Origin of the sequence: Kitasatospora sp. NPDC001309 (assembly GCF_042896295.1) — a bacterium.
In the GTDB taxonomy this organism is placed as follows: Bacteria; Actinomycetota; Actinomycetes; order Streptomycetales; family Streptomycetaceae; genus Kitasatospora.
In genome coordinates this window covers 55,657-79,798 of sequence record NZ_JBIAXC010000045.1, presented here as the reverse complement: position 1 = coordinate 79,798, position 24,142 = coordinate 55,657, and the positions used below count along the sequence as shown (strand labels likewise).

The following is a 24,142-nucleotide window of genomic DNA, read 5'->3' as shown; positions in this document are numbered from 1 at the left end:
CGAACGCGTGAGGGGCGGGCCCGGAACTCCGGGCCCGCCCCTCACGCGTTCGTCCGACGTCAGTCGTCCGGACGACCGGACGGACGGCCGACCGACGGGCGGATCAGTCCTCGGCGACCGCGTTCTCCGCGAGGATCGCCCTGAGCCGGGTGGTGCGCGGCTGCGCCGGGCGCTCGGCGACGGCCTGGGCGAGCGCCGGGCCCGCGGCGTGGACCACCGACAGGTGCCGCTCGCCGCGCCCGAAGGCCGTGTAGACCCACTGCCGGGAGAGCGCCGCCCCGGCGTCCTCCGGGACCACGACCACCGCGGCGGGCCAGCGGCGGCCCAGCGCCTGGTGGACGGTCAGCGCCCAGCCGTGCCGCAGCCGGCCGGCCTCCGCGGGCGGGACGGTCCGGCGCGAGCCGTCCGGGAACTCCAGGTGCAGTCCGGCCGCGTCGCCGTCCAGCACCCGGGCCGGGCGGGTGACCCCGGGGGCGGGGGACTCCACCACCCGGTCGCCCGGGTCGAAGCCGCCGAACCGGCCGGGGCCGGGGTTCAGCCGGGCCTTCGCGGCCGCGTTCAGCGCACGGGTGCCGGCCGGGCCGCCGTGGCCCGGGGTGAGCAGCACCACCTGCTCGGCGGGGATGCCGAGCGCGCGCGGGATGGAGTCGGTGAGCAACTGGACGGCGCGGTGGACGGCCTCGCCGCCGTCCTTGGCGGCCAGGATGACCACCTCCTTCTCCGGCGCCTCGACCGGCTGCAGCTCGCCGACGCCGACCCCGGACACCAGCTCGCCGATCGGGCCGAAGTCCGGGGTGCGGGAGGCGACCGCCGGGCAGGCCTTGGCGGCCAGCAGGTCGGCGAAGAACCGGCCGGGGCCGGCCGACCAGAGCTGGCCCGGATCCCCGCTGAGCACCAGCCGGGTGCCGTCGGCGAGCGACTCCAGGACGGTGGCGGCCAGTTCGACGTCCAGCAGCGGTGCGTCCAGCAGGACCAGGAGGTCCAGCGCGAGCGTGCCGTCGGCGGCGCGGCCGGGGCCGGCCGTACCGGACAGCAGCTCGGCGAGGGTCACCACCGGCGTCGCGGCGGGGGAGAGGGCGTCGAAGGAGTCCCGGCCCTGGTCGGTCCAGGTGGCGGCCCAGGCCCGCAGCCCGAGCCCCGTCGCGGCGGCGAGCAGCGCGGCCGGCTCGGCCCGGGCCGCCTCACCACCGGTGTGCAGCACCAGGGCGCTCCCGGCGACGGCCCGGATCAGGGCGGTCGAGGAGGAGGACGGCGCGGCTTCGGCGGCGGCCTCCCAGGCGGCGGGGCCGGGAGCGGCGGGTGCGGGAGCAGCGGGTTCGGGTTCGGCGGACTCCCCGGAGCTCGCCTCCGGGGACGGCTCCCCGGCATCCGGCTCCTCGCCCTCCTCCTCCCCGTCGTCCTCGCCCGGCACGAAGGTGGCCATCAGCTGGAGCAGCTTCTCGGCGAGGCTGTCCTCCGCCATCGCCGGACCCTCCAGGGCGAGCAGCATCCGGGTCGGCGGCTCGGCCTCCTCCTCGTCGCTGTTCGCCGCCGGGGCGCCGGGTCCGGTCAGTTCCTCCTGGAAGGACAGCAACCGCCCCTCGGCGACGGCCTCCGCGATCGCGGCGAGCGGGTCCGGGACCCGGAGCCGTTCCAGTCCGGCGACCACGTCCTTCGCGTCCTGGGCCGAGTGCCCGCGCAGCGCCGCCTGCTCCAGCAGCCAGACCACCAGGGCCCGGGCGCGCCGCTCGTCGTCCGGTCCGACCGAGGTGCCGAGCAGGCCGCGGGCGAAGTGGTCCGCGTGCTCGGGGCGCACACCTGCGAGCCCGAGGACCGCCCACGGGTCCTCGCGCAGCTGCTCCGCGGCCCCCTCGCCGAGCGCGGCCACCGCGGCGGCGGCCAGGTCGGCGGGGGCGCCACCGGCGGTCAGCACCGCGGTGGTCTCCCGGAGCGCGTCCGCGCTCGGTGCGGCGGCCCGCATCGGCGCGGCGGCCGGGGGAGCGGCCGGCCGGGCGGCCGGCGGGGCCACCGGGGCGGCCGGGGCGGCCGCGGCCGGTTCAGCCGCCGAGGGAGCAGCCGTCGCCTCATCGACACCCGGCTCGGAAGCCACCGGCGCGGCCCCCTCGGCTCCGGACGCCTCGGCCCCGGACCCCTCGGCCTCCGAAGCCCCCGAAGCCCCCGAAGCCGTCGGAGCCTTCGGAGCGGAAGGCCCGAGCCGGTGGGCCCCCGGCCGTGCCTCCTGCTGCTCGATCCGGCGCATCCGCGCCACGATGTCCGCGATCGTCGCCTGGTCGGGCGCGGCCGCGGCCGCAGCCCCCTCCGGAGCGCCGTTGCCCGTGCCACTCATCGTCGTCCGCTCCAAAGCTCACTCCACTGCACGTTCTGCACTGCTCGTTCTGTACCGCGTCGTTCTGCACCGCACGTTCTGCTCGACCGCCCGGCGCCAGGGCTACAGCTCCGTCCACCCCTGGTCCGGGTAGCGGTGCACCGGCGACGAGATGTCGTCCAGCGCGCCGCGGATCTCACCCGGAAGCGTAAGCGCCTCCACTGACAGCGCCGCCTGGAGCTGCGCCACGGTGCGCGCCCCGATCAGCGCGCTCGCCACCCCGGGCCGGTCCCGGACCCAGGCCAGCGCGACCGCGAGCGGACTGCTGGCGAGCCCGTCGGCGGCGGTGGCGACGGCGTCGACGATCCGCCGGGAGCGCTCCCCGAGGTAGGGCTGGACGAACCCGGACAGGTAGGGCGAGGCGCCGCGCGAGTCCTGCGGGACGCCGTGCCGGTACTTGCCGGTGAGCACCCCGCGGCCGAGCGGCGAGCCCGCCAGGATGCCGACCCCGGCGTCGAGGGCGGCGGGCAGCGCCTCGTGCTCGATGCCGCGCTGGAGCAGCGAGTACTCCACCTGGGCACCGGCCAGCGGCATCCGGTCGTGGTGGGCGCGCTGCCAGGTGGCGGCCTTGGCGAGCTGCCAGCCGCTGAAGTCGCAGACGGCGGCGTAGCGGGCACGGCCGGAGGAGACGGCGATGTCGAGGGCGCTGAGGGTCTCCTCCAGGGGCGTGGTCGGGTCGAAGGCGTGGACCTGCCACAGGTCGACGTAGTCGGTGCCGAGCCGGTGCAGCGAGGCATCGAGGGCGGCGAGCAGGTGGCCGCGGGAGCCGTCGAAGCGGCGGGCGGACTCGGGGACGCTGCCCGCCTTGGTGGCGATGACGAGTTCGGAGCGGGGGACGAGGCTGTCGGTGAGGCGGGAGATCAGGTACTCGGCCCCGCCGTCGGCGTACACGTCGGCGGTGTCGACCAGGTTTCCGCCGGCGTCGACGAACTCCTTGAGCTGCTCGGCGGCTTCGTGCTCGTCGGTGTCGCGGCCCCAGGTCATGGTGCCGAGACCGAGGCGGGAGACCTGTAGGCCGGTACGGCCGAGGTGACGCTTTTCCATCGGACGGGCCCTCCACTGGCCGGTGGCACCGGTGGCCCGGTAGCCCCGGTGAACGTGCAGGTGGGGAGAGCGCTCCCCACGTCGGCTGAGCGTAGCGGCCGGTCCCCGGGCAGGGGTGCCGACCCGCAGAACGATCAATGCGGCGGGTGTGACCCAGACCACCACTACCCGTCAGTAGCATGACCCGGCCGGACGCGGTTACGCTCGCCGGCAAGGCCCGCCCGACGTGCTGGCACGCCCCGCCCGACCGGCCACGACGCCCGCCCGACTGGCCACCGGGCCCACCCGACTGGAAGGTTCGGCACATGCGACTCGGCATCAACCTCGGCTACTGGGGACTCGGCATGGACGCCGACAACATCGCGGTGGCCCAGGAGGCGGACCGGCTCGGCTACTCGGTCTGCTGGGCGGCGGAGGCGTACGGCTCGGACGCCGCGACGGTGCTGAGCTTCGTCGCCGCGAAGACCGAGCGGATCGACGTCGGTTCGGCCATCTTCCAGATCCCGGCCCGTACCCCGGCGATGACCGCGATGACCGCCGCGACCCTGGACACCCTCTCCGGCGGCCGCTTCCGGCTCGGCCTCGGCGTCTCCGGCCCGCAGGTCTCCGAGGGCTGGTACGGCGTGAAGTTCGACAAGCCGCTCGCCCGCACCCGGGAGTACGTGGAGATCATCCGCAAGGCGATGTCCCGCGAGCGCCTGGTGCACGAGGGGGCGAACTGGACCCTGCCGCTGCCCGGCGGCCCGGGCAAGCCGATCAAGCTGACCGTGCACCCGGTGCGCGAGCAGATCCCGCTGTACATCGCCGCGATCGGCCCGAAGAACCTGGAGCAGACCGGCGAGATCGCCGACGGCTGGCTCGGCATCTTCTTCGCCCCCGAGCACGCCGCGCTCTCGCTGGACCCGTTGAAGGCCGGGCGCGCCAAGGCCGGCAAGTCCCTGGAGGGCTTCGACCTCTGCCCGACCGTCACCCTCGCGGTCGGCGAGGACATCAAGGCCGGGGTCGACTCCCAGCGTTCCTACGCCGCCCTGTACATCGGCGGCATGGGCAGCAAGGAGAAGAACTTCTACAACCAGCTGACCCGGCGCATGGGGTACGAGCAGGCCGCCGACGAGATCCAGGAGAAGTACCTGGCCAAGGACTACGCGGGCGCCGCGGCCGCCGTCCCGCACGACCTGATCGACGCCACCTCGCTGATCGGCGACACCGCCCGGATCGCCGACCGGATGCAGGCCTACGCCGACGCCGGCGTCACCACGCTGACCCTGGCCCCCGCCGGCTTCACCCTCGACGACCGGATCCAGGCGCTGCGCACCGGCGTGGAGGCGCTGGAGCGGGCCGGACTCGCCTGATCCGCCGGAGGGGTCCGAGCGGCACTACAGCCAGTCGTGCCGCTTGAACACCCGGTGCAGCACCACGCAGACCAGCGCCATCAGCGACAGCACCGCCGGGTAGCCCCAGGGCTGGTGGAGCTCGGGCATGTCGTCGAAGTTCATCCCGTACACGCCCGCGATCATGGTCGGTACGGCGGCCAGCGCCGCCCAGGCCGAGATCTTCCGCATGTCGTTGTTCTGCTGCACGCTCACCTGGGCCAGGTTGGCGCCGAGGATGTCGGACAGCAGCCGGTCCATGCCCTCCACCTGGTCGTTCACCCGGGCCAGGTGGTCGGCGACGTCCCGCAGGTAGGGGGCGGTCTCCGGCTGGACGAAGGGGGCGCCGCGCTCCAGCCGCAGCATCGGTTCCAGCAGCGGGGCGACGGCCCGGCGGACGGTCATCACCTGGCGCTTGTAGCCGTAGATCCGCCCGGCGGTGTCGCGGCCGACCCGGCCGGGGGCGAAGACGTCCGCCTCCAGATCGTCCAGGTCGGCCTGGAGCGCGGTGGCCACCTCGACGTAGCCGTCCACCACGGTGTCGCAGACCGAGTGCAGCACCGAGCTGGGCCCGTAGCGCAGCAGTTCGGGTTGCCGTTCGAGCCGGGCCCGAAGGCCGCTGAGCGGGGTGTCCTCGCCGTGCCGGACGGTCATCACGAAGTCCGGGCCGAGGAAGACCATCACCTCGCCGCTGGTGACGGTACGGGTGTCGGGGTGGTGGCCGAGGGTCTTGAGGGTGACGAACAGCGAGCCCTGGTAGGCCTCGACCTTGGGGCGCTGGTGGGCGCTGACGGCGTCCTCGACGGCCAGCGGGTGCAGCGCGAACTCCTTGCCGACCCGGTCGAGTTCCTCGGTCGTCGGTTCGAACAGGCCCATCCAGACGAACGCTCCCGGGCCGGCCGCGCGCGCGGTGGCGAGCGAGTCGGTCAGGTCCTCGGAGGTCCCGAGCCGGCGGCCGTCCCGGTACGCGGCGCAGTGCACGATCATGCGGGCCATTGTCCCCCGGACCGCACTCCACGGCGGGGTCCGGAGGCCGTAGGCTGAGCCCCATGCCCACCCTGTTGCTCGTCCGTCACGGCCGCTCGACCGCGAACACCGCCGGGATCCTGGCCGGTTGGACCCCCGGCGTGGACCTGGACGACACCGGGCGCGCCCAGGCCGCCGCGCTGGCCGGGCGGCTGGCCGGGATCCCGCTGGCGCTCGCCGTCAGCAGCCCGCTGGAGCGCTGCCGGCAGACCCTGGAGCCGCTGCTCGCCGCCCGCCCCGAACTGGGCGCGCCGACCGAGGACGAGCGGCTGGGGGAGTGCCACTACGGCGAGTGGACCGGCCGCCCGCTGGCGGAGCTGGCCAAGGAGCCGCTCTGGCGCACCGTGCAGGACCACCCCTCCGCCGCGGCCTTCCCGGGCGGCGAGTCGCTGCGCGCGCTGAGCCACCGTACGGTCGACGCCGTCCGCGAGTGGAACGCGAGGATCGCCGACGAGCACGGCGAGGACGCGGTCTGGATCGCCTGCTCGCACGGGGACGTGATCAAGGCGGTGGTGGCCGACGCGCTCGGCCTGCACCTGGACCACTTCCAGCGGATCAGCGTCGAGCCCTGCTCGGTCACCGCGATCCGCTACACCCCGCAGCGGCCCTTCGTGCTCAGAACGGGCGACACCGGCGACCTCGCCTCGCTGGCGCCCCGGCCCTCCGCCGCCCCGGCCACCCCGGCGGGTGACGCGGTGGTCGGCGGCACGGCCTGAGCGGCGCCGCCCGCCCCGCGCACCCGGCCCGCCCCACGCGCCCCGTCCGAACGGTGCGCGACACCGCCCGGGCCCGCGGGTGCCACCCCGTCCGCGGCCCCCGGCTCGGCTCCCCGACCGGGGCCCGGAGGTCGTAGGGTGACTGGTGAGTGCCCCGTAGTCCGACCACCCGCCCAGGTGGACAACCCCGCGATCCCGCTTGGCGGATCCGCACCGACCGACACGATCCGGAGCTAGAGCGTGCCCCGTCAGGTCTTCTTCTACGACCAGCCCGAACGGTTCGTGGCCGGCACCGTCGGCCAGCCCGGCGCCCGGGCGTTCTACCTGCAGGCCAGCGCCCGGGGCCGGATCACCAGCGTGCTGCTGGAGAAGACCCAGGTCGCCGCGCTCGCCGAGCGCATCGAGGAGGTCCTGGACGAGGCGCTGCGACGCAGCGGGGGCGACTCCGCCATCCCGGCCGCCGCGCCCCAGGACCTGCTCGACACCGCCCCGCTGGACCTCCCGCTGGAGCAGGAGTTCCGGGTCGGCACCATGGCCCTGGCCTGGGACAGCGTGGACGCCTGCCTGGTGGTCGAGGCCCAGGCGCTGGTGGAGGAGGACGAGGAGGAGGACGGCGAGGAGGCCGCCCTCCAGGACGACGAGAACGGCCCGGACATGCTGCGGGTGCGGCTGTCCGGCGCGATGGCCCGGGTGTTCGCCAAGCGCGCGCTGGACCTGGTCGCGGCCGGCCGCAAGCCCTGCCCGTTCTGCAACCTGCCGCTGGACCCGGAGGGCCACCTGTGCCCGCGCGCGAACGGCTACCGGCGCTGAACACCGAGACCCCGCCGCAGGCCGACCCGGCGGCGGCCGCCGCCCTCGCCGCCGACGTGCCCACCGCCCTGGCGCTGCTGCGCCGGGGCGGGCTGACCGTGCACGGCCGGCTCACCGAGGCCTCCAACGCCGCGCTGTACTGCACCGTCGAGCACGACGGGCTGAGCGCCCAGGCCGTCTACAAGCCGGTGGCGGGCGAGCGCCCGCTGTGGGACTTCCCGGACGGCACCCTGGCCGGCCGCGAGCTCGCCGCGTATGAGCTGTCCGCGGCGACCGGCTGGGAGCTGATCCCGCCGACCGTGCTGCGCGACGGCCCGCACGGGCCGGGCATGGTGCAGCTGTGGGTCGAGCCCGACCCGGAGGCCGAGCCGCTGCTGGCGCTGCAGGACCCGGCCGGCCCGGAGGAGGGCTGGCTGCCGATCGTCCGGGCCGAGGTCGAGGGCGGCCGCACCGCGCTGCTGGTGCACCACGACGACCGGCGGCTGCGCCGGCTCGCGGTGCTGGACGCGGTGCTCAACAACGCCGACCGCAAGGGCGGCCACCTGATCCCGGCCGCCGACGGCCGGGTGTACGGCATCGACCACGGCGTCACCTTCAACACCGAGGGCAAGCTGCGCACCCTGCTCTGGGGCTGGGCGGGCGACCCGCTGCCCGCCGAGGCGCTGGAGGTGCTGGCCGGGCTGGCCGAGCAGTTGGAGGGGGCGTTGGCCGAGCGGCTGGCGCCGCACCTGACCGCCGCCGAACTGGACGCCACCCGCGCCCGGGTGGCCGGGTTGCTCGGTTCGGGCAAGCACCCGCTGCCCTCCGCGGACTGGCCCGCGATCCCCTGGCCGCCGGTGTAGCGCTTGTTCCACCGGCGTAGCGCGGGTTCCGTCGGGTGGAGCGGGGGTTCCGCCGGGGTTACCGGCCGGTGGTCTGGACCTGTCGCCGGAACAGGTCGCACACTGCTCCGATGGACGTGCGACGGACCACCCCCACCCCCCGCCCCGCGCCGGACCTGCCGTTGCACCGCCTGCAGGTCCCACTGCCCCACGTGCTGCCCTTCGCGATCGGAAGTTTCGACGCGATCGGCCCGCTCTCCCGTGCCAACTTCCCCCACCGGCACTCGTTCCACGAGATCGTCATGGTCACCGGCGGCCACGGCGCCCACGTCCTGGACCTGGTCCACCGGGCGCTGGCGCCACCGCAGTTGTGCGTGATCACGCCCGGCCAGGTGCACCACTGGGCGGACGCCGAGGAGCTCACCGGCCGGGTCGTCCTGTTCAACGAGGACTTCCTGCTGGGGCACCCCCAGGACCTCGCCGCGCTGCGCGCGCTGGCCGCCCGCCCCGGCATCGCGCTCGGCGAACAGGCCGGCCCCATCGCCCGGTTGCTCGCCGACATGGAGCAGGAGTACCGGACCAGGGCGCCCGGCTACCAGGGCGTGCTGCGGGCCAGCCTGCACATCCTGATCGTCCGGGCGCTGCGCGCCTGCACCCCGGACGACCGGCCCGCGGTGCCCACCCGGCCGGCCGAACTGGCGGCCGCCTTCACCCGGTTGATCGCCAAGCCGGGCGGGGTGCGGCACTCGGTGGCCTCCACCGCCCAGGAACTCGGGGTCTCTCCGGGGCACCTGCAGACCCTGGTCAAGCAGGCCACCGGCCGCACCCCGGGCGGATTGATCCGCCGGCAGCAGACCCTGGAGGCCAAACGGCTGCTCGCCTGCACCGATCTGACGATCCGCCAGGTCGCCAAGGAGGCCGGTTTCGCGGACCCGGCGTACTTCTGCCGCTTCTTCCGGCGGGAGACCGGGATGACCCCGGGGGAGTTCCGGGGCAGGGTCGACGGAAATCACCACGATCCCCGGATCATGTCCATCGCCGTCGCACCGGACGGTCCGTAACGTTCCTACTGGCCACCGGCGGCCGGGCCAGCGCGCGGACGGCGGCCGGTTCGGCCCTTGTCATGCCCCCACCATGGCAAGGGCCGCCCCCCACCTCCCCCCCCACGAAGGATCCACCGGAAGGAGACGGCGCATGCCCCCGTCCGACGGCATGATCAGCCGCAAGACCGTCCTGAAGGCCGCCGCCGCGCTCGGGGCCGCACCGCTGCTCGTCGGCGGCGGGGTCGCCCTGGCCCGCGACAAGGTCGGTGCCGGCCGCATCCCCGGCCTGACCCCCGAGTGCCACGACGGGGACGACCCGACAGTCGAGCAGATCGAGGGCCCGTACTTCAAGCCCAACTCCCCGCTGCGCAGCTCGATGGTGAACGACGGCCCGGGCACCCGGCTGACCGTCAGCGGCTACGTCTTCGGCCGCGCCTGCCGGCCCGTCCCCGGCGTCCTGCTGGACTTCTGGCAGGCCGACGACGGCGGGAACTACGACAACGTCGGCTACACCTTCCGCGGCCACCAGTTCACCGACGCCAACGGCGCCTACAAGCTGGACACCGTCGTCCCGGGCCTCTACCCGGGCCGCACCCGGCACCTGCACGTCAAGCTCCAGGCCCCCGGCCGGCCGATCCTGACCACCCAGCTGTACTTCCCGGGCGAGCCGCGCAACAACACCGACACCATCTACGACGCCCGGCTGCTGATGAACGTCCAGCAGAACGGATCCGGCGAGAACGCCACCTTCGACTTCGTGCTGGACGTGCCGCAGACCCCGGGCACGCCGAGCCCGACGGCCACCGCCACCCCGACCGGAACCCCGACGGCCACCCCGACCGGCGGGCCCACCACACCGCCGAGCGGCAGCTGGGCGGCCGGCCGGGCGTACAACGCGGGCGACCGTGTCACCTACTCCGGCGCCTCCTACGTCTGCCTCCAGGCGCACACCGCCCTGGTGGGCTGGGAGCCGCCGAACGTGCCGGCCCTCTGGCAGCGGTCGTAGCGGCTCCGGCCGCTCCCCCGAGGAGCCGGGCGCCCGGTCGGCGGCAGGGCCGACCGGGCGCTCACCCGTGTCCGGAAACGATCGGACCGAATCACCGGTCCGAAAGGGAACGCGCCGGACCAGTCGCAGGGTGACCGGGCAACGACAGGAAGCTAATCCAGTCGATCTTCGTTACTGGTTAGGCTTTCAAATGTTCTCAAGGTTAAGGTCGATCCCATGCATGCCTGGCCCGCCTCCGAGGTTCCCGCCCTGCCTGGTCAGGGGCTCCCCCTCCACATCTTCGACACCGCAGCGGGCACGGTCCGCGAGGTCGTGCCGCAGGACGGCACCGCCCGGATCTACGTCTGCGGCATCACCCCCTACGACGCGACCCACATGGGCCACGCCGCCACCTACAACGCCTTCGACCTGGTGCAGCGGGTCTGGAGGGACGCCGGCCACGACGTCCTCTACGTCCAGAACGTGACCGACGTGGACGACCCGCTGCTCCAGCGCGCCGTCGAGACCGGTCAGGACTGGGTGGCCCTCGCCGAGCGCGAGACCGCCCTGTTCCGCGAGGACATGACGGCCCTGCGGCTGCTCCCGCCGGCCCACTACGTGGGCGCCGTCGAGTCGATCCCGTGGATCGTCCCGATCGTCCAGAAGCTGCTGGCCTCCGGCGCCGCCTACCGGGTCGACGGGGACATCTACTACTCGGTCGACGCCGACCCGCACTTCGGCGAGGTCTCCGGGCTCACCCGCGAGGCCATGCGCCCGGTCTTCGCCGAGCGCGGCGGCGACCCGGACCGCGCCGGCAAGCGCAACCCGCTGGACGCCCTGCTCTGGCTGGCCGCCCGCCCGGGCGAGCCCGCCTGGGACACCGAGCTCGGCCACGGCCGCCCCGGCTGGCACATCGAGTGCGTGGCCATCGCCCTGCAGTACCTGGGCATGGGCTTCGACATCCAGGGCGGCGGCAGCGACCTGTCCTTCCCGCACCACGAGATGGGCGCCGCGCACGCCCACAGCGCCACCGGCTCCCACCCGTACGCCAAGGCGTACGTGCACGCCGGGATGGTCGGGCTGGACGGCCAGAAGATGTCCAAGTCCCGCGGCAACCTGGTCTTCGTCTCGGCCCTGCGCCGCGAGGGCGTCGACCCGGCGGCGATCCGCCTGGCGCTGCTCTCCCACCAGTACCGCGAGGACTGGGAGTGGACCAAGGCCGTCCTGGACGAGGCCGTCGAGCGCCTCGCCCGCTGGCGGGCCGCCGTCTCCCGGCCGGACGGCCCGGCCGCCGAGCAGCTGCTCGCCGAGGTCCGCACCGCGCTGGCGAACGACCTGGACGCGCCCGCCGCGCTGGCCGCCGTCGACCGGTGGGCCGCGCAGCAGGAGACCGAGGGCGGCACCGACATCGGCGCCCCCGGCCTGGTGAGCCGCACCGTGGACGCCCTGCTCGGCGTCGCGCTGTGAGGCCGACGCCTTGAGAACGCCGAAGGGGCGCCGGGACGAGAAGTCCCGGCGCCCCTTCGGCGTACCCGGCCCGGCGGGCCGCGGCGGGGCCGGCGAGGACTACTCGTCCTCGGCCCCCTCCTGGCTCTCCCGGGTCGTGCCCGGCCCCTCCGGCTCGGCCGGCCGCTCGGCCGTCGCGTGCCCGGACACCGGCTTCTCGCCGGTCGGGCCGACGTTCTCCCGGCGGCGCAGGTAGCGCTCGAACTCGCGCGCGATGGCGTCCCCGGAGGCCTCCGGCAGCTCCGCCGTGTCCTGCGCCTCCTCCAGCTGCTGGACGTACTCGGCGACCTCGCTGTCCTCGGCGGCCAGCTGGTCCACGCCCAGCTGCCAGGCCCGGGCGTCCTCGCCCAGCTCGCCCGGCGGGATGCGCAGGTCCAGCAGGTCCTCCAGCTTGTTGAGCAGCGCCAGCGTGGCCTTGGGGTTGGGCGGCTGCGCCACGTAGTGCGGCACCGCGGCCCACAGCGTCACGGCCGGCACCCCGGCGTGGGTGCACGCCTCCTGGAGCACCCCGACGATCCCGGTCGGGCCCTCGTAGCGGCTCTCCTCCAGGTCCAGCCGGCGGGCCAGGTCCGGGTCGGACGTGACCCCGCTGACCGGCACCGGCCGGCTGTGCGGGGTGTCGCCGAGCAGCGCGCCCAGGATCACCACCAGTTCGACGCCCAGCTCGTGCGCGAAGCCCAGCAGCTCGTTGCAGAACGAGCGCCAGCGCATGCTGGGCTCGATCCCGCGGACCAGCACCACGTCCCTGGTCACCGGCTCGGTCACCCGGACCACCGACAGCCGGGTGGTCGGCCAGGTGATCCGGCGGACACCGCCGTCCAGCCAGACCGTCGGACGGTTGACCTGGAAGTCGTAGTAGTCCTCGGCGTCCAGGGCGGCGATCACCTTGCCGCCCCAGGTCTCGTCCAGGTGGGCCAGGGCCGCGGAGGCGGCGTCGCCCGCGTCGTTCCACCCCTCGAAGGCGCAGACCATCACCGGGTCGATCAACTCGGGAACATCTTCCAGCTCGATCACCCAGCGTCTCCCTCCGGTCGGCGGTCGGACCGGCACCGCCCCGGCTGGCCTGCCGGGGCAACGACGGGCCGGCTGCCGCCTGTCGAACCTCTCGTCTCCCGTGGAACGGCTCGCTCCACGGTCCCTACCTGCCCAGCCTACGGGCTTTGATGCGCATGGCGGCCGGGCACCGGGACAGTCTGGGGGAGCGGACCGCCCCGATCCAGCGGATATCCGGCCCTCGGCGGCTGATGCGGCGTCAGGCGGCCCGGGGCGGACGCACGGTGCCTGACCGGCGACGCTGCGCCACGGGGAGCGGGCCGGGCGCCGCGGCGCGATGATGGGGGCGGGGCGGGCGGAAGGGGCCGACCGATGAACCGATGGCTGTGGATCGGCGCGGGTGCGGGCGCGGCGGCGCTCGCCGGGACCGCGCTGCTGGCGGTGGACCGGGCCGGGCGCCGGCTGCCGGTGGAGCACGTGACCGAGGGCGGGTTGGAACTCGCCCAGTCGCCCGGCGCGGTCTGGGAGGTGCTGACCGACATCGACCTCTACCCGGCCTGGCGTCCGGGCCTCACCCACGTCGAACGGCTGCCCGCCGGGGCCGGCGGGCGCCCGCGCTGGCGCGAGTACGACCGGCACGGGCACACCACCTACGAGGTGGTGGCCAGCGAGGCCCCGCACCGCCTGGTGACCGGCATCGCCGACCCGGACCTGCCCTACGGCGGCACCTGGACGTACCGGCTCACCCCGGCCGGGCCCGGCTGCTCGCTGACCGTCACCGAGCACGGCGAGGTCCGCAAGCCGCTGTACCGGGCCGTCGCGCACTACCTCTCCGGCGAGGACGCCACCGTGCACCGCTACCTGGGCGCCCTGGCCCACCGGATGGCGGCCTGAGCCGGCCCGAGCAGGGCGGAGCCTAGGAGGGGTCCACCCAGCCGCGCCGGTACGCCGCCCAGTTCTCCGGCGTCGCGGCGAAGTCCACGTACAGCGCGACCCCGAAGTTGGCCCGCCGCGGGTCCTCCCGGCCCAGGCCGAGGCGGACGCCCCGGACGGCCGCCGGGACGGTCTCCGCGTCGCCCCAGTGGCCCCACTTGTCGTCCCAGAAGAACGGCAGGCCGATCAGGAGGTCGACCTGCGGCGGGGTGGCCGCCAGGGCCAGCTCGGTCTGCCGGGCGACGTAGCCGCCGTACAGCGGCTCCGTCGGCATCGAGGTGTCGTAGGTCATCACCGCGATCTGGTCGACCCGGCGGGCGGTCTCCCGGAAGTACGCCTGGTCCCACCACTTGCCGTGGTCGGTGAGCAGGATGCCGGCCGTGTGCAGGCCGGGGACGGGGTCGATCTGCGGGGCCGCCACCGACAGCTTCGCGCCGCGGGCGGCTGTCACCGGGTGGACCAGGTCGAGCAGGGCGAGCCAGCCGGCCGAGCCGGGGCGGATCGGCTCCATGTCGAAGTGCACCCCGTCGAAGCCCTGGTCCAGCACCTGGACCGTGGAGGCGGCGACCCGCTCCCGGGTGGGCGCGTCGTCGAGGTCCAGCGCGTCCCGCTCGGGCTTGACCTCGTCCCCCAGCCAGCCCTGCAGCCGCACCCCCGGCAGTGCCCGGTGGGCGGCCTCGGTGAACCAGCGGGCCTTCGGGTGGACGGCGGGCGGCAGCGAGCCGTCGTGCTCCAGCGGCCCGGTGTGGACGTACAGGTCGCGCACGCCGGTGCCGGCCAGCTGCCGGGCCAGCGCGGCGACGTCGGCGTCGGTCTTGCGGCCGTCCACCCAGGCGTGGCCGAGCCAGACGGCGTCCCGGCCGCGGCTGCGGGCCTCGGCGGCCGGTTCACCCGAGTAGTGCAGCCGGATCGCGATGAACAGCGAGCCCAGCGCGGCGACCGGCACGGCCGCCGCCAGCCCCAGCGCCACCAGGGCGCGGCCCCACCACGGCAGGCCTCTCCAGCGGCGCAGCGGGGCCCCCAGGGCACGCCCGATCCGCCGCGCAACGGTCCCGAACCGGGTCATACGATCGCTCTCCCCTCGCGGTCGAGCGCTCAGGATACGGAATGCACCCGCAGGCCGGGCCGTGGGCCGGATACCCTGGCCACGTGCGGGCCCGAGCAAGCGGGCTCGCAAAGCCGACAGCCGTCGCACCAGGGAGACGCCCCATGGCCACTGCAGCCAACCCGTCCATCACTCAGCAGAGCCGCGCGAACGCGCTGCGTGAAGCGCTCGCCACCCGGGTGGTAGTGGCCGACGGTGCGATGGGCACCATGCTCCAGGCCCAGGACCCGACGCTGGAGGACTTCCAGAACCTGGAGGGCTGCAACGAGGTCCTCAACGTCACCCGGCCGGACATCGTCCGCTCCGTCCACGAGGCCTACTTCGCGGTGGGCGTGGACTGCGTGGAGACCAACACCTTCGGCGCCAACTTCTCCGCCCTGGGCGAGTACGAGATCGCCGAGCGCATCTTCGAGCTGTCCGAGGCCGGCGCCCGGATCGCCCGCGAGGTTGCCGACGCCCACGCCGCCGACGGCCGCACCCGCTGGGTGCTCGGCTCGATCGGCCCCGGCACCAAGCTGCCGACCCTCGGCCACGCCCCGTACGAGACGCTGCGGGACGGCTTCCAGAAGAACGCGGCCGGTCTGATCGCCGGCGGCGCCGACGCGCTGCTGGTGGAGACCAGCCAGGACCTGCTGCAGACCAAGGCCGCGATCCTCGGCTCCAAGCGCGCCCTGGCCGAGGCCGGACTGGACCTCCCGGTGCTGGTGCAGGTGACGGTGGAGACCACCGGCACCATGCTGCTCGGCTCCGAGATCGGTGCCGCGCTCACCGCGCTGGAGCCGCTCGGCGTCGACTACATCGGCCTCAACTGCGCCACCGGCCCGGCCGAGATGAGCGAGCACCTGCGCTACCTGGCCAAGAACGCGACGATCGGCCTGTCGTGCATGCCGAACGCGGGCCTGCCGGTGCTCGGCAAGGACGGCGCCCACTACCCGCTCTCCCCGGCCGAACTGGCCGACGCCCACGACGTGTTCACCCGGGAGTACGGCCTCTCGCTGGTCGGCGGCTGCTGCGGCACCACCCCCGAGCACCTGCGCCAGGTGGTGGAGAAGGTCCAGGGCCGTCCGGTCGTGCGCCGCGAGCCGCAGCCCGAGCCCTCGGCCTCCTCGCTGTACCAGGCGGTGCCGTTCCGCCAGGACACCTCGTACCTGGCGATCGGTGAGCGCACCAACGCCAACGGCTCGAAGAAGTTCCGCGAGTCGATGCTGGCGGGCGACTGGCAGGCCTGCGTGGAGATCGCCCGGGACCAGATCCGGGACGGCTCCCACCTGCTGGACCTGTGCGTCGACTACGTCGGCCGCGACGGTGTCGCCGACATGAAGGAGATCGCCGGCCGGCTGGCCACCGCGTCGACCCTGCCGATCGTGCTGGACTCCACCGAGCCGGACGTGCTGCGGGCCGGTCTGGAGGCGCTCGGCGGCCGCGCGCTGCTCAACTCGGTCAACTACGAGGACGGCGACGGCCCGGACACCCGGTTCGGCCGGATCGCTTCGCTGGCCCGCGAGCACGGCGCCGGCCTGATCGCGCTGACCATCGACGAGCAGGGCCAGGCCCGCACCGCCGAGACCAAGGTCGCCATCGCCGAGCGGCTGATCGCGCAGCTCACCACCGAGTACGGCATCGACGAGGGCTCGATCCTGGTCGACTGCCTGGCCTTCACCCTGGGCACCGGTCAGGAGGAGTCCCGCCGGGACGGCATCGAGACCATCGAGGCGATCCGCGAGCTCAAGCGCCGCCACCCGGACGTGCAGACCACCCTGGGCCTGTCCAACATCTCCTTCGGCCTCAGCCCGGCCGCCCGCGTGGTGATCAACTCGGTCTTCCTGAACGAGTGCGTCGAGGCCGGACTGGACTCGGCGATCGTGCACGCCTCCAAGATCCTGCCGATGGCCCGGATCCCCGAGGACCAGCGCGAGGTCGCGCTCGACCTGGTCTACGACCGCCGCAGCGAGGGCTACGACCCGCTGCAGAAGCTGCTCCAGCTCTTCGAGGGCGTCTCCTCGGCGTCGGTCAGGGCCTCCAAGGCCGAGGAACTGGCCGCCCTCCCGCTGGAGGAGCGGCTGCAGCGCCGGATCATCGACGGCGAGCGCAACGGCCTGGAGGCCGATCTGGACGAGGCGCTGACGGAGCGTCCGGCGCTGGACATCGTCAACAGCACGCTGCTGGCCGGCATGAAGGTGGTCGGCGAGCTGTTCGGCTCCGGCCAGATGCAGCTGCCGTTCGTGCTCCAGTCCGCCGAGGTGATGAAGACCGCGGTGGCCCACCTGGAGCCGCACATGGAGAAGTCCGACGACGAGGGCAAGGGCACCATCGTGCTGGCCACCGTCAAGGGCGACGTCCACGACATCGGCAAGAACCTGGTCGACATCATCCTGTCCAACAACGGCTACAACGTGGTCAACCTGGGCATCAAGCAGCCGGTTTCGGCGATCCTGGACGCCGCGCAGGAGCACCGCGCGGACGTGATCGGGATGTCCGGGCTGCTGGTGAAGTCCACCGTGATCATGAAGGAGAACCTGGAGGAGCTGAACCAGCGCAAGCTGGCCGCGAGCTTCCCGGTGATCCTCGGCGGCGCCGCCCTGACCCGGGCCTACGTGGAGCAGGACCTGCACGAGATCTACGAGGGCGAGGTCCGCTACGCCCGGGACGCCTTCGAGGGCCTGCGGCTGATGGACGCGCTGATCGCGGTCAAGCGCGGCGTGCCCGGCGCGACCCTGCCGGAGCTCAAGCAGCGCCGGCACGCCAGGGTCGAGGTGGCGGAGCCGGAGCCCGAGGTCAACCTCGGCCAGATCCGCTCCGACGTCGCGCTGGACAACGCGCTGCCCGCCCCGCCGTTCTGGGGCGACCGGATCGTCAAGGGCATCCCCTTCGCCGACTACGCCTCCTGGCTGGACGAGGACGCGCTGTTCAAGGGCCAGTGGGGCCTCAAGGCCGCGCGCAACGGCGACGGCCCGTCCTACGAGGAGCTGGTGGAGACCGAGGGCCGGCCCCGGCTGCGGGGCTGGCTGGACCGGCTGCAGACCGAGGGCTGGCTGGAGGCGGCCGTGGTCTACGGCTACTACCCGGCCAACTCCAAGGGCGACGACCTGATCGTCTTCCACGAGGACGGCACCGAGCGGACCCGCTTCACCTTCCCCCGCCAGCGGCGCGGCCGCCGGCTCTGCCTGGCGGACTTCTTCCGCCCGGAGGAGTCCGGCGAGCGGGACGTGGTCGGCCTCCAGGTGGTCACCATGGGCAACCGGATCTCGGAGGCGGCCAACGAGCTGTTCGCCGGGAACTCCTACCGCGACTACCTGGAGCTGCACGGCCTCTCGGTGCAGCTGGCCGAGGCGCTGGCGGAGTTCTGGCACGCCCGGGTCCGCTTCGAGCTGGGCTTCTCCGGCGAGGACCCGCAGGACGTCAAGGACATGTTCGCGCTCAAGTACCGGGGTGCCCGCTTCTCGCTCGGCTACGGGGCCTGCCCCGAGCTGGAGGACCGCGCCAAGATCGCCGAGCTGCTCAAGCCGGAGCGGATCGGCGTGGTGCTCTCCGAGGAGTTCCAGCTCCACCCCGAGCAGTCCACCGACGCGATCGTGATCCACCACCCCGAGGCGAAGTACTTCAACGCGCGGTAATCCGTACGTCCCTCTCCGTTCGCTCTTTCCGGGCGAAGCGGGCGTATCCTGGATGATCCTGAACGGGCCGGTCCGCTGACCAGCGGGCCGGCCCGTGTCATCCCCGGGACCGTCCTGGGCGCAGCCGGAAGGACTTGCCATGACGACCAGCTCCACCGCCGCCCCGGCGCTCGACCTCGGGCGCGAGCCCGGCCTCCAGGCGGTGCTGCTGGACATGGACGGCACGCTGGTGGACACCGAGGACTTCTGGTGGCAGGCCGAGGTGACGCTCTTCGCCGAGCTGGGCCACCGGCTGGACGAGCAGGACCGGGCGCACGTCGTGGGCGGGCCGATGACCCGGGTGATGGAGTACCTGGTCGCCCGCACCGGGGTGGACATCGCCCCGGCCGACCTGGGGGCGCTGGTCAACCAGCGCTTCGTCGACCTGCTGGCCGGCGGGGTGCCGCTGATGCCGGGGGCCGAGCGGCTGCTCAACACCCTTGCCGCGTACGGCGTTCCGGCCGCGCTGGTGTCCGCCTCGCACCGGCACGTGATCGACATCGTGCTGCGCTCGCTGGGCGCCGAGCGGTTCGCCTTCACCATCGGCGGGGACGAGCTGCCGCGCACCAAGCCGTTCCCCGACCCGTACCTGGAGGCGGCCCGCCGGCTGGGCGCGGAGCCGGCCCGCTGCGTGGTCGTCGAGGACACCCCGACCGGGGTGCGGGCGGGCGAGGCGGCGGGCTGTCCGGTGATCGCGGTGCCCTCGGTGGCGCCGATCGAGGCGGCTCCCGGGCGGCTGGTGGTGCCGTCGCTGGAGCAGGTCGATCTCGAACTGCTGCGGTCGCTGGTCGCTTCGCGGGTGTGATTGTCATCTCATTGCGGCCGGGGTCTACTCGCCGGTAAGCGCCCCGGCCGGGGATCTCCGGGGGAGAAAACGGGCAATGGCTGACAACTCGTCGGGCGCGCCGTGATGCCCTCAACGACCGTGTCCCAAACGTCATCTGCACGGGTATCGGTCGTGCGTGTTCGATATGGCACGCTACTCGGGTTCGCGACACCCCCGAAGGACGCTCCCGTGAAGACTTCAGCTGAACGCCTGGCAGCACTCGGCTGCGCCGGTCTGGTCGCCGTGACGGTGGCCGGTTGCGGATCGGTCACCGACGCCGTCAAGGGGGACAGCGGCGGCAAGGCGATCACCATGGGGACCGTCCAGCTGACCGGCACCCTGGACCCCGCGGTGGTCTACGACTCCGGCTCCTGGCTGGTGCTGCGCAACGCCTTCCAGTCGCTGCTCACCTTCCCGGCCGCGGCCAGCACGCCCTCCCCGGACGCCGCGCAGTCCTGCGACTTCTCCGGCGGCGAGGCCACCGAGTACCACTGCACCCTGCGGCCCGGGTTGAAGTTCTCCAACGGCCACCCGCTGACCGCCGAGGACGTGGTGTTCTCGATCCAGCGGACCAAGAAGATCAACGACCCGAACGGCCCGGCCGGCCTGCTCTCCTCGATCAAGAGCGTGGAGGCCAAGGGTGCCAATGAGGTGGTCTTCCACCTGGCCGCCCCCGACGCCACCCTGCCGGCCAAGCTGGCCTCCCCGGCCGGCGCCATCGTCGACCACCAGGTCTACCCGGCCGACAAGGCGCTGCCCAACGACAAGCAGGTCGGCTCCGGCCCCTACCGCGTGGACTCGGTCGAGGGCATGGCCGACGGCAAGCAGCTGGGCAAGGTCGTCCTGGTCCCCAACGACAAGTACAGCGGCGACGCCAAGCTGCGGAACAACAAGTTCACCGTCCGGTACTTCGACAAGCCCGCCGACCTCAAGGCCGCGCTGGACAAGGGCGACGTCGACGTCACCGACAACAGCCTGGAGCCCAACACCGCCGCCCAGATCCGCTCCGACCAGCAGGGCGGCAAGACCGACCTCCAGGTCGTCGAGGGCGACAGCAACGACACCCGCTCGCTGGTCTTCAACACCAAGGACCCGGTGATGAGCAACGTCGGCGTCCGCCAGGCCGCCGCCGCGCTGCTCGACCGCAAGGCGCTCGCCCGCGACGTCTTCGCCCGCACCGTCCAGCCGCTGTACGCGATGGTCCCGGCCGGCGTCACCGGCCACACCACCGCCTTCTTCGACCGCTGGGGCGACCAGGACGTCGCCAAGGCCAAGAAGGCCCTGGTCGACAACAAGGTCCAGACCCCGGTCAAGCTCACCCTCACCTGGTCCCGCTCGCGGGCCGGCAACGGCGAGGCCGACACCTTGAAGAAGCAGCTGGAGACCGGCGGCCTGTTCCAGGTGACGGTCCAGCAGGAGCCCGACTGGGAAGCCTTCAAGAAGGGCTGGAACGAGGGCAAGTACCAGGCGTACATCGTCGGTTGGTTCGCCGACTACCCGGACCCGGACAACTACATCGCCCCGCTGCTGGTCGACGGCGGCACCTACCACACCGGCTGGGACGACCCGAAGATCAGCCAGAAGCTGATCCCGGACGGCCTCAAGCAGGCCGACCGCAGCGCCGCCTCGGCCTCCTACGCGCAGATCCAGCAGATCGTCGCGGAGAGCGTGCCGCTGATCCCGCTGTACCAGAACAAGGCCTTCTACGCGGCCCGTGCCAACATCACCGGCGTCGAGTCCACCGTCGACACCACCGGCTTCTTCCGCTTCTGGGAGATCAGCCGCAGCGGCAAGTAGCGCGCGACGCACGGCGGCCCGCCCGCTCCCCCCGGTGTCCCGGGGCGGAGCGGGCGGGCCGCCGTCGTGCTCCCCGGGCTACAGCGCGCCCGGCCGCACCAGACCGCTCTCGTAGGCGTACACCGCCGCCTGCACCCGGTCGCGCAGCTGGAGCTTGGTCAGCACATGGCCGACGTGGGTCTTCACGGTCGTCTCGCTGACGAACAGCTCGGCCGCGATCTCCGCGTTCGACAGCCCGCGCGCCACCAGCTTCAACACCTCCAACTCCCGCTCGGTCAGCGCGCTCAGCGCCTGCGGCGGCGCCTCCTCGCCCGAGGGCAGCTTGGTGGCGTACATGTCCAGCAGTCGGCGGGTGATGCTCGGGGCCAGCATCGCCGCGCCGTCCGCGACGACCCGGATCGCCTGCACCAGCTCCTCCGCCGGGACGTCCTTGAGCAGGAAGCCGCTGGCGCCGGCGCGCAGCGCCTCCACCACGTACTCGTCCAGGTCGAAGGTGGTCAGCACCAGCACCTTGGCCGGGCCGTCCCGACCCGGGCCGGCGATCCGGCGGGTCGCCTCGACGCCGTCCATCCGCGGCATCCGGATGTCCATCAGCACCACGTCGGGCTGCAGCGCCCGGACCTGGTCCAGCGCCTGCTGACCGTCACCGGCCTCGCCGACCACCACGAGGTCCGACTCGGCCTCCAGGATCATCCGGAAACCGGTGCGCAGCAGCGGCTGGTCGTCGACCAGCAGCACTCGGATCGTCACTAGGACTCCTTGCTCATCGGATCCCCCGTGGGATCGCTCTCGTCCGACGTACGGGCCGGCCCGTCCGCGGTGCGGGCCGGCGGCACCGGCAGCGGGTACGGCGGCGGGGTGCCGCCGAACTCCGGGCAGCTGGCCCGGTGGTCGCACCAGTCGCAGAGCCGGTTGCGGGTGGCCGGGAAGTCCCCGGTGGCCACCGCCTGCGCGATCCGCTCCCACAGGGCCTGCAGCTTGCGCTCCACCGCGAGCAGGTCGGCCTCGTCCGGGTCGTAGCTGACCACGTCCCCGCCGCCGCCCAGGTAGACCAGCTGGAGGCGCTTGGGGATCACGCCCTTCCAGCGCCACACCACCAGTGCGTAGAACTTCATCTGGAACATCGCCTTGCCCTCGAAGTCCCGCGAGGGCGCCCGGCCGGTCTTGTAGTCCACCAGCCGGACCTCACCGGTGGGGGCGACGTCCACCCGGTCGATGTAGCCGCGCAGCAGCAGCCCCGACTCCAGGGCCGTCTCCACGTACAGCTCGCGCTCCACCGGGTGCAGCCGGGTCGGGTCCTCCAGCCGGAACCACTGGCCGACCAGCTTCTCGGCGTCCGCCAGCCAGCCGGTCAGCGCCGCGCCGTCCGGGTCGTCCGGGAACAGCGAGCCCAGCTCCGGGCGCTCGCCCAGCAGCCGCTCCCACTGCGGGCGCAGCAGGCCCAGCGCCCGCTCCGGCGTCCGCTCGGCCGCCGGGCTGTCGAACAGCCGCTCCAGCACCGCGTGCACCAGCGTGCCCCGGGTCGCCGCCGGGCTCGGCGGCTCGGGCAGCCGGTCGATCACCCGCAGCCGGTACAGCAGGGGACAGGTGAGGAAGTCCCCCGCACGGGACGGGGACAGCCCGGTCGGGGGCGCCGCCGGGCGCGCCGGAGCCCCGGCGGCGCTGCTGGTGTCGGTCTGCTGCATGGCTACGACCCTATTGCCCTTTGCCGTCATCCCGCTGCCACCGGGCTGCCGCGCTGCCCCTTCCCGGCAGTCGGCCGGGGGCCGGTCCGGTCCGGGGCCGGTCCAGTGGGTATGAAGCCTGGCAGAGGGGCGCGCGCCGCCGGGTGGCCGCGATCACGTAGCGTGGGCGCACCGGGGCACGACGGCGGACGACCGAAGGGATCACGGTGAGCGACACCAGGGGGCAGCAGACCTCCGACCAGCCACCGCAGGACGGCGGACGCCCCGAGGGGCGCCCGCCGGAGCACGGCGGCGGCCTCCTGATGGGGCGGCCCTTCGGCGTGCCCATCTACGTCACCCCGTCCTGGTTCGTCATCGCCGCGCTGATCACCTGGGTGTTCGGCGGGCAGCTCGGCGACGTGCTGCCCGAACTCGGCAGCGGTGAGCGCTACCTGCTCGCGTTCTTCTTCGCGGTCGCCTTCTACGCCTCCGTCCTGGTGCACGAACTCGCCCACACCCTGGTCGCGCTGCGCTACCGGCTCGGGGTGCGGCGGATCCAGCTGCAGTTCTTCGGCGGCGTCTCCGAGATCGAGAACGAGGCCGGGAGCCCCTGGCGCGAGTTCTGGCTGGCCTTCGTCGGCCCGCTGCTGTCGCTGGTGCTCGGCGGGGTCTTCTACCTCGCGCTGCGCGCCGTCGAACTGTCCAGCGTGCCCGGGGTGCTGCTGACCGGCCTGATGGTCTCCAACCTGGTGGTCGCCGCCTTCAACCTGCTGCCCGGCCTGCCGCTGGACGGCGGCCGGATGCTGCGCGCGGTGGTCTGGGCGATCACCGGCAGGGCGATGACCGGCACCGTGGCGGCCGCCTGGATCGGCCGGGGCCTGGCCGTCGCGGTGCTGTTCGGCCTGCCGCTGGTCAGCGCCTCCCGCGGCGCCGAGCGCACCACCACCGACACCCTGGTGGACGCGGTGCTGGCCGCCGTGCTGGCCGCGATCATCTGGAACGGCGCCACCGGGAGCCTGCGCAACGCCCGGCTCAAGGAGGCGCTGCCCGCCCTGCGGCTGCGCGACCTCGCCCGCCGCACCGTCGAGGTCACCGCCGACACCCCGCTCGGCGAGGCGATGCGCCGGGCCCGCGAGGCCCAGGCCGGCGCGGTCGTGGTGGTGGACGGCCGGGGCGAGCCGATCGCCATCGTCCGGGAGTCCGCGGTACGGGCCGTACCGGAGCACCGCCGCCCCTGGGTGGTCGTCGGCCCGCTCGCCCGCGACCTCGAACCCGGGCTGCGACTGGACGCCGACCTCGGCGGCGAGGACCTGCTGCGGGCCGTCCAGGCCACCCCGGCGGGGGAGTACCTGGTGGTCGAGGCGGACGGCCGGGTCTACGGCGTGGCCGCGCTCAGCGACATCGAACAGCGCCTCACGGCGGCGGTCTCCGGCCGCTGAGCAGGGCCTGGTGAGGCGGGACGCCCCGCTTCCCTTAGGATTGGCC

General features: G+C 73.7%; 19 protein-coding genes. 12 read left to right on the top strand and 7 right to left on the bottom strand.

Translation table 11 applies throughout. The features are described from left to right. Positions 1-103: 103 nt before the first annotated feature. A complete protein-coding gene (locus tag ACFY2K_RS34095) occupies positions 104-2,089 on the bottom strand; it encodes a helix-hairpin-helix domain-containing protein (RefSeq protein WP_387716498.1) in 1,986 nt (661 codons plus the stop codon). Positions 2,090-2,428: 339 nt separating this feature from the next. Beyond that, positions 2,429-3,409 (bottom strand): aldo/keto reductase, encoded by a 981-nt coding sequence (locus ACFY2K_RS34090; protein WP_387716496.1) that lies wholly within the window; start codon positions 3,407-3,409, stop codon positions 2,429-2,431. A gap of 305 nt (positions 3,410-3,714) precedes the next feature. On the opposite strand from ACFY2K_RS34090, the gene ACFY2K_RS34085 reads away from it, so the two are divergent. After that, on the top strand, positions 3,715-4,761 hold the full coding sequence (locus ACFY2K_RS34085) for an LLM class F420-dependent oxidoreductase (RefSeq protein ID WP_387716494.1): 1,047 nt from the start codon (positions 3,715-3,717) through the stop codon (positions 4,759-4,761). Positions 4,762-4,785: 24 nt separating this feature from the next. On the opposite strand, the gene ACFY2K_RS34080 is transcribed toward ACFY2K_RS34085, so the two are convergent. Next, positions 4,786-5,775, bottom strand: coding sequence for a magnesium and cobalt transport protein CorA (locus ACFY2K_RS34080; RefSeq protein WP_387716492.1), 990 nt, complete (start codon positions 5,773-5,775; stop codon positions 4,786-4,788). A gap of 53 nt (positions 5,776-5,828) precedes the next feature. Here ACFY2K_RS34080 and ACFY2K_RS34075 point away from each other — a divergent pair, with 53 nt between their 5' ends. The 6 genes from ACFY2K_RS34075 to mshC all read left to right on the top strand — a co-directional run bounded on the left by ACFY2K_RS34075 (position 5,829) and on the right by mshC (position 11,647). Then, the gene (locus tag ACFY2K_RS34075) at positions 5,829-6,521 is read left to right on the top strand and encodes a histidine phosphatase family protein (protein WP_380524694.1); all 693 of its coding nucleotides are present in this window, start codon (positions 5,829-5,831) and stop codon (positions 6,519-6,521) included. A 240-nt stretch (positions 6,522-6,761) separates the two neighbouring features. Continuing rightward, positions 6,762-7,331 (top strand): DUF3090 domain-containing protein, encoded by a 570-nt coding sequence (locus ACFY2K_RS34070; RefSeq protein ID WP_375897016.1) that lies wholly within the window; start codon positions 6,762-6,764, stop codon positions 7,329-7,331. Between the two features lie 56 nt (positions 7,332-7,387). After that, positions 7,388-8,173, top strand: coding sequence for an SCO1664 family protein (locus ACFY2K_RS34065; protein ID WP_387716501.1), 786 nt, complete (start codon positions 7,388-7,390; stop codon positions 8,171-8,173). A gap of 110 nt (positions 8,174-8,283) precedes the next feature. Further along, on the top strand, positions 8,284-9,213 hold the full coding sequence (locus ACFY2K_RS34060; RefSeq protein ID WP_375897013.1) for an AraC family transcriptional regulator: 930 nt from the start codon (positions 8,284-8,286) through the stop codon (positions 9,211-9,213). Positions 9,214-9,346: 133 nt separating this feature from the next. Continuing rightward, a complete protein-coding gene (locus ACFY2K_RS34055) occupies positions 9,347-10,201 on the top strand; it encodes a carbohydrate-binding protein (protein WP_380591457.1) in 855 nt (284 codons plus the stop codon). A 216-nt stretch (positions 10,202-10,417) separates the two neighbouring features. Then, positions 10,418-11,647 (top strand): cysteine--1-D-myo-inosityl 2-amino-2-deoxy-alpha-D-glucopyranoside ligase, encoded by a 1,230-nt coding sequence (gene mshC / locus ACFY2K_RS34050; RefSeq protein ID WP_375897008.1) that lies wholly within the window; start codon positions 10,418-10,420, stop codon positions 11,645-11,647. A 99-nt stretch (positions 11,648-11,746) separates the two neighbouring features. Here mshC and ACFY2K_RS34045 read toward each other — a convergent pair whose 3' ends face one another. Beyond that, entirely contained in the window at positions 11,747-12,700 is a 954-nt protein-coding gene (locus tag ACFY2K_RS34045) for a PAC2 family protein (protein WP_375890770.1), read from the bottom strand. 351 nt (positions 12,701-13,051) lie between these two features. Between ACFY2K_RS34045 and ACFY2K_RS34040 the strand changes: the two genes are divergently transcribed. Further along, entirely contained in the window at positions 13,052-13,573 is a 522-nt protein-coding gene (locus tag ACFY2K_RS34040; protein ID WP_380524696.1) for an SRPBCC family protein, read from the top strand. Between the two features lie 22 nt (positions 13,574-13,595). Here the strand turns inward: ACFY2K_RS34040 and ACFY2K_RS34035 are convergent, their stop codons facing one another. Next, positions 13,596-14,678 carry a hypothetical protein gene (locus ACFY2K_RS34035; protein WP_380524697.1) on the bottom strand — a complete coding sequence of 361 codons (1,083 nt, stop codon included), beginning with the start codon at positions 14,676-14,678 and terminating at the stop codon, positions 13,596-13,598. A gap of 143 nt (positions 14,679-14,821) precedes the next feature. Between ACFY2K_RS34035 and metH the strand changes: the two genes are divergently transcribed. The 3 genes from metH (at position 14,822) to ACFY2K_RS34020 (ending at position 20,993) form a co-directional block, all read left to right on the top strand. Continuing rightward, on the top strand, positions 14,822-18,331 hold the full coding sequence (gene metH, locus ACFY2K_RS34030) for a methionine synthase (protein WP_387716487.1): 3,510 nt from the start codon (positions 14,822-14,824) through the stop codon (positions 18,329-18,331). A 139-nt stretch (positions 18,332-18,470) separates the two neighbouring features. Next, positions 18,471-19,175 carry an HAD family hydrolase gene (locus ACFY2K_RS34025; RefSeq protein WP_387716485.1) on the top strand — a complete coding sequence of 235 codons (705 nt, stop codon included), beginning with the start codon at positions 18,471-18,473 and terminating at the stop codon, positions 19,173-19,175. Positions 19,176-19,385: 210 nt separating this feature from the next. Then, positions 19,386-20,993, top strand: a complete 1,608-nt coding sequence (locus tag ACFY2K_RS34020) for an ABC transporter substrate-binding protein (RefSeq protein WP_380524698.1) — start codon at positions 19,386-19,388, stop codon at positions 20,991-20,993. Positions 20,994-21,071: 78 nt separating this feature from the next. Here the strand turns inward: ACFY2K_RS34020 and ACFY2K_RS34015 are convergent, their stop codons facing one another. Both ACFY2K_RS34015 and ACFY2K_RS34010 read right to left on the bottom strand, forming a co-directional pair. Continuing rightward, on the bottom strand, positions 21,072-21,743 hold the full coding sequence (locus ACFY2K_RS34015) for a response regulator transcription factor (protein WP_063346919.1): 672 nt from the start codon (positions 21,741-21,743) through the stop codon (positions 21,072-21,074). Then, the gene (locus ACFY2K_RS34010) at positions 21,743-22,678 is read right to left on the bottom strand and encodes a RecB family exonuclease (RefSeq protein ID WP_375890782.1); all 936 of its coding nucleotides are present in this window, start codon (positions 22,676-22,678) and stop codon (positions 21,743-21,745) included. The genes ACFY2K_RS34015 and ACFY2K_RS34010 overlap by 1 nt, the downstream gene beginning before the upstream one ends. A 206-nt stretch (positions 22,679-22,884) precedes the next feature. On the opposite strand from ACFY2K_RS34010, the gene ACFY2K_RS34005 reads away from it, so the two are divergent. Beyond that, positions 22,885-24,096, top strand: coding sequence for a site-2 protease family protein (locus ACFY2K_RS34005; RefSeq protein ID WP_387716482.1), 1,212 nt, complete (start codon positions 22,885-22,887; stop codon positions 24,094-24,096). Positions 24,097-24,142 lie beyond the last annotated feature (46 nt).

Coding starts and splice junctions, on each gene's coding strand:
- ACFY2K_RS34090 (WP_387716496.1), bottom strand. CDS start 3,409: ATGGAAAAGCGTCACCTCGGCCGTACCGGCCTACAGGTCTCCCGCCTC.
- ACFY2K_RS34085 (WP_387716494.1), top strand. CDS start 3,715: ATGCGACTCGGCATCAACCTCGGCTACTGGGGACTCGGCATGGACGCC.
- ACFY2K_RS34080 (WP_387716492.1), bottom strand. CDS start 5,775: ATGGCCCGCATGATCGTGCACTGCGCCGCGTACCGGGACGGCCGCCGG.
- ACFY2K_RS34075 (WP_380524694.1), top strand. CDS start 5,829: ATGCCCACCCTGTTGCTCGTCCGTCACGGCCGCTCGACCGCGAACACC.
- ACFY2K_RS34060 (WP_375897013.1), top strand. CDS start 8,284: ATGGACGTGCGACGGACCACCCCCACCCCCCGCCCCGCGCCGGACCTG.
- ACFY2K_RS34055 (WP_380591457.1), top strand. CDS start 9,347: ATGCCCCCGTCCGACGGCATGATCAGCCGCAAGACCGTCCTGAAGGCC.
- mshC (WP_375897008.1), top strand. CDS start 10,418: ATGCATGCCTGGCCCGCCTCCGAGGTTCCCGCCCTGCCTGGTCAGGGG.
- ACFY2K_RS34040 (WP_380524696.1), top strand. CDS start 13,052: ATGAACCGATGGCTGTGGATCGGCGCGGGTGCGGGCGCGGCGGCGCTC.
- ACFY2K_RS34035 (WP_380524697.1), bottom strand. CDS start 14,678: ATGACCCGGTTCGGGACCGTTGCGCGGCGGATCGGGCGTGCCCTGGGG.
- metH (WP_387716487.1), top strand. CDS start 14,822: ATGGCCACTGCAGCCAACCCGTCCATCACTCAGCAGAGCCGCGCGAAC.
- ACFY2K_RS34025 (WP_387716485.1), top strand. CDS start 18,471: ATGACGACCAGCTCCACCGCCGCCCCGGCGCTCGACCTCGGGCGCGAG.
- ACFY2K_RS34010 (WP_375890782.1), bottom strand. CDS start 22,678: ATGCAGCAGACCGACACCAGCAGCGCCGCCGGGGCTCCGGCGCGCCCG.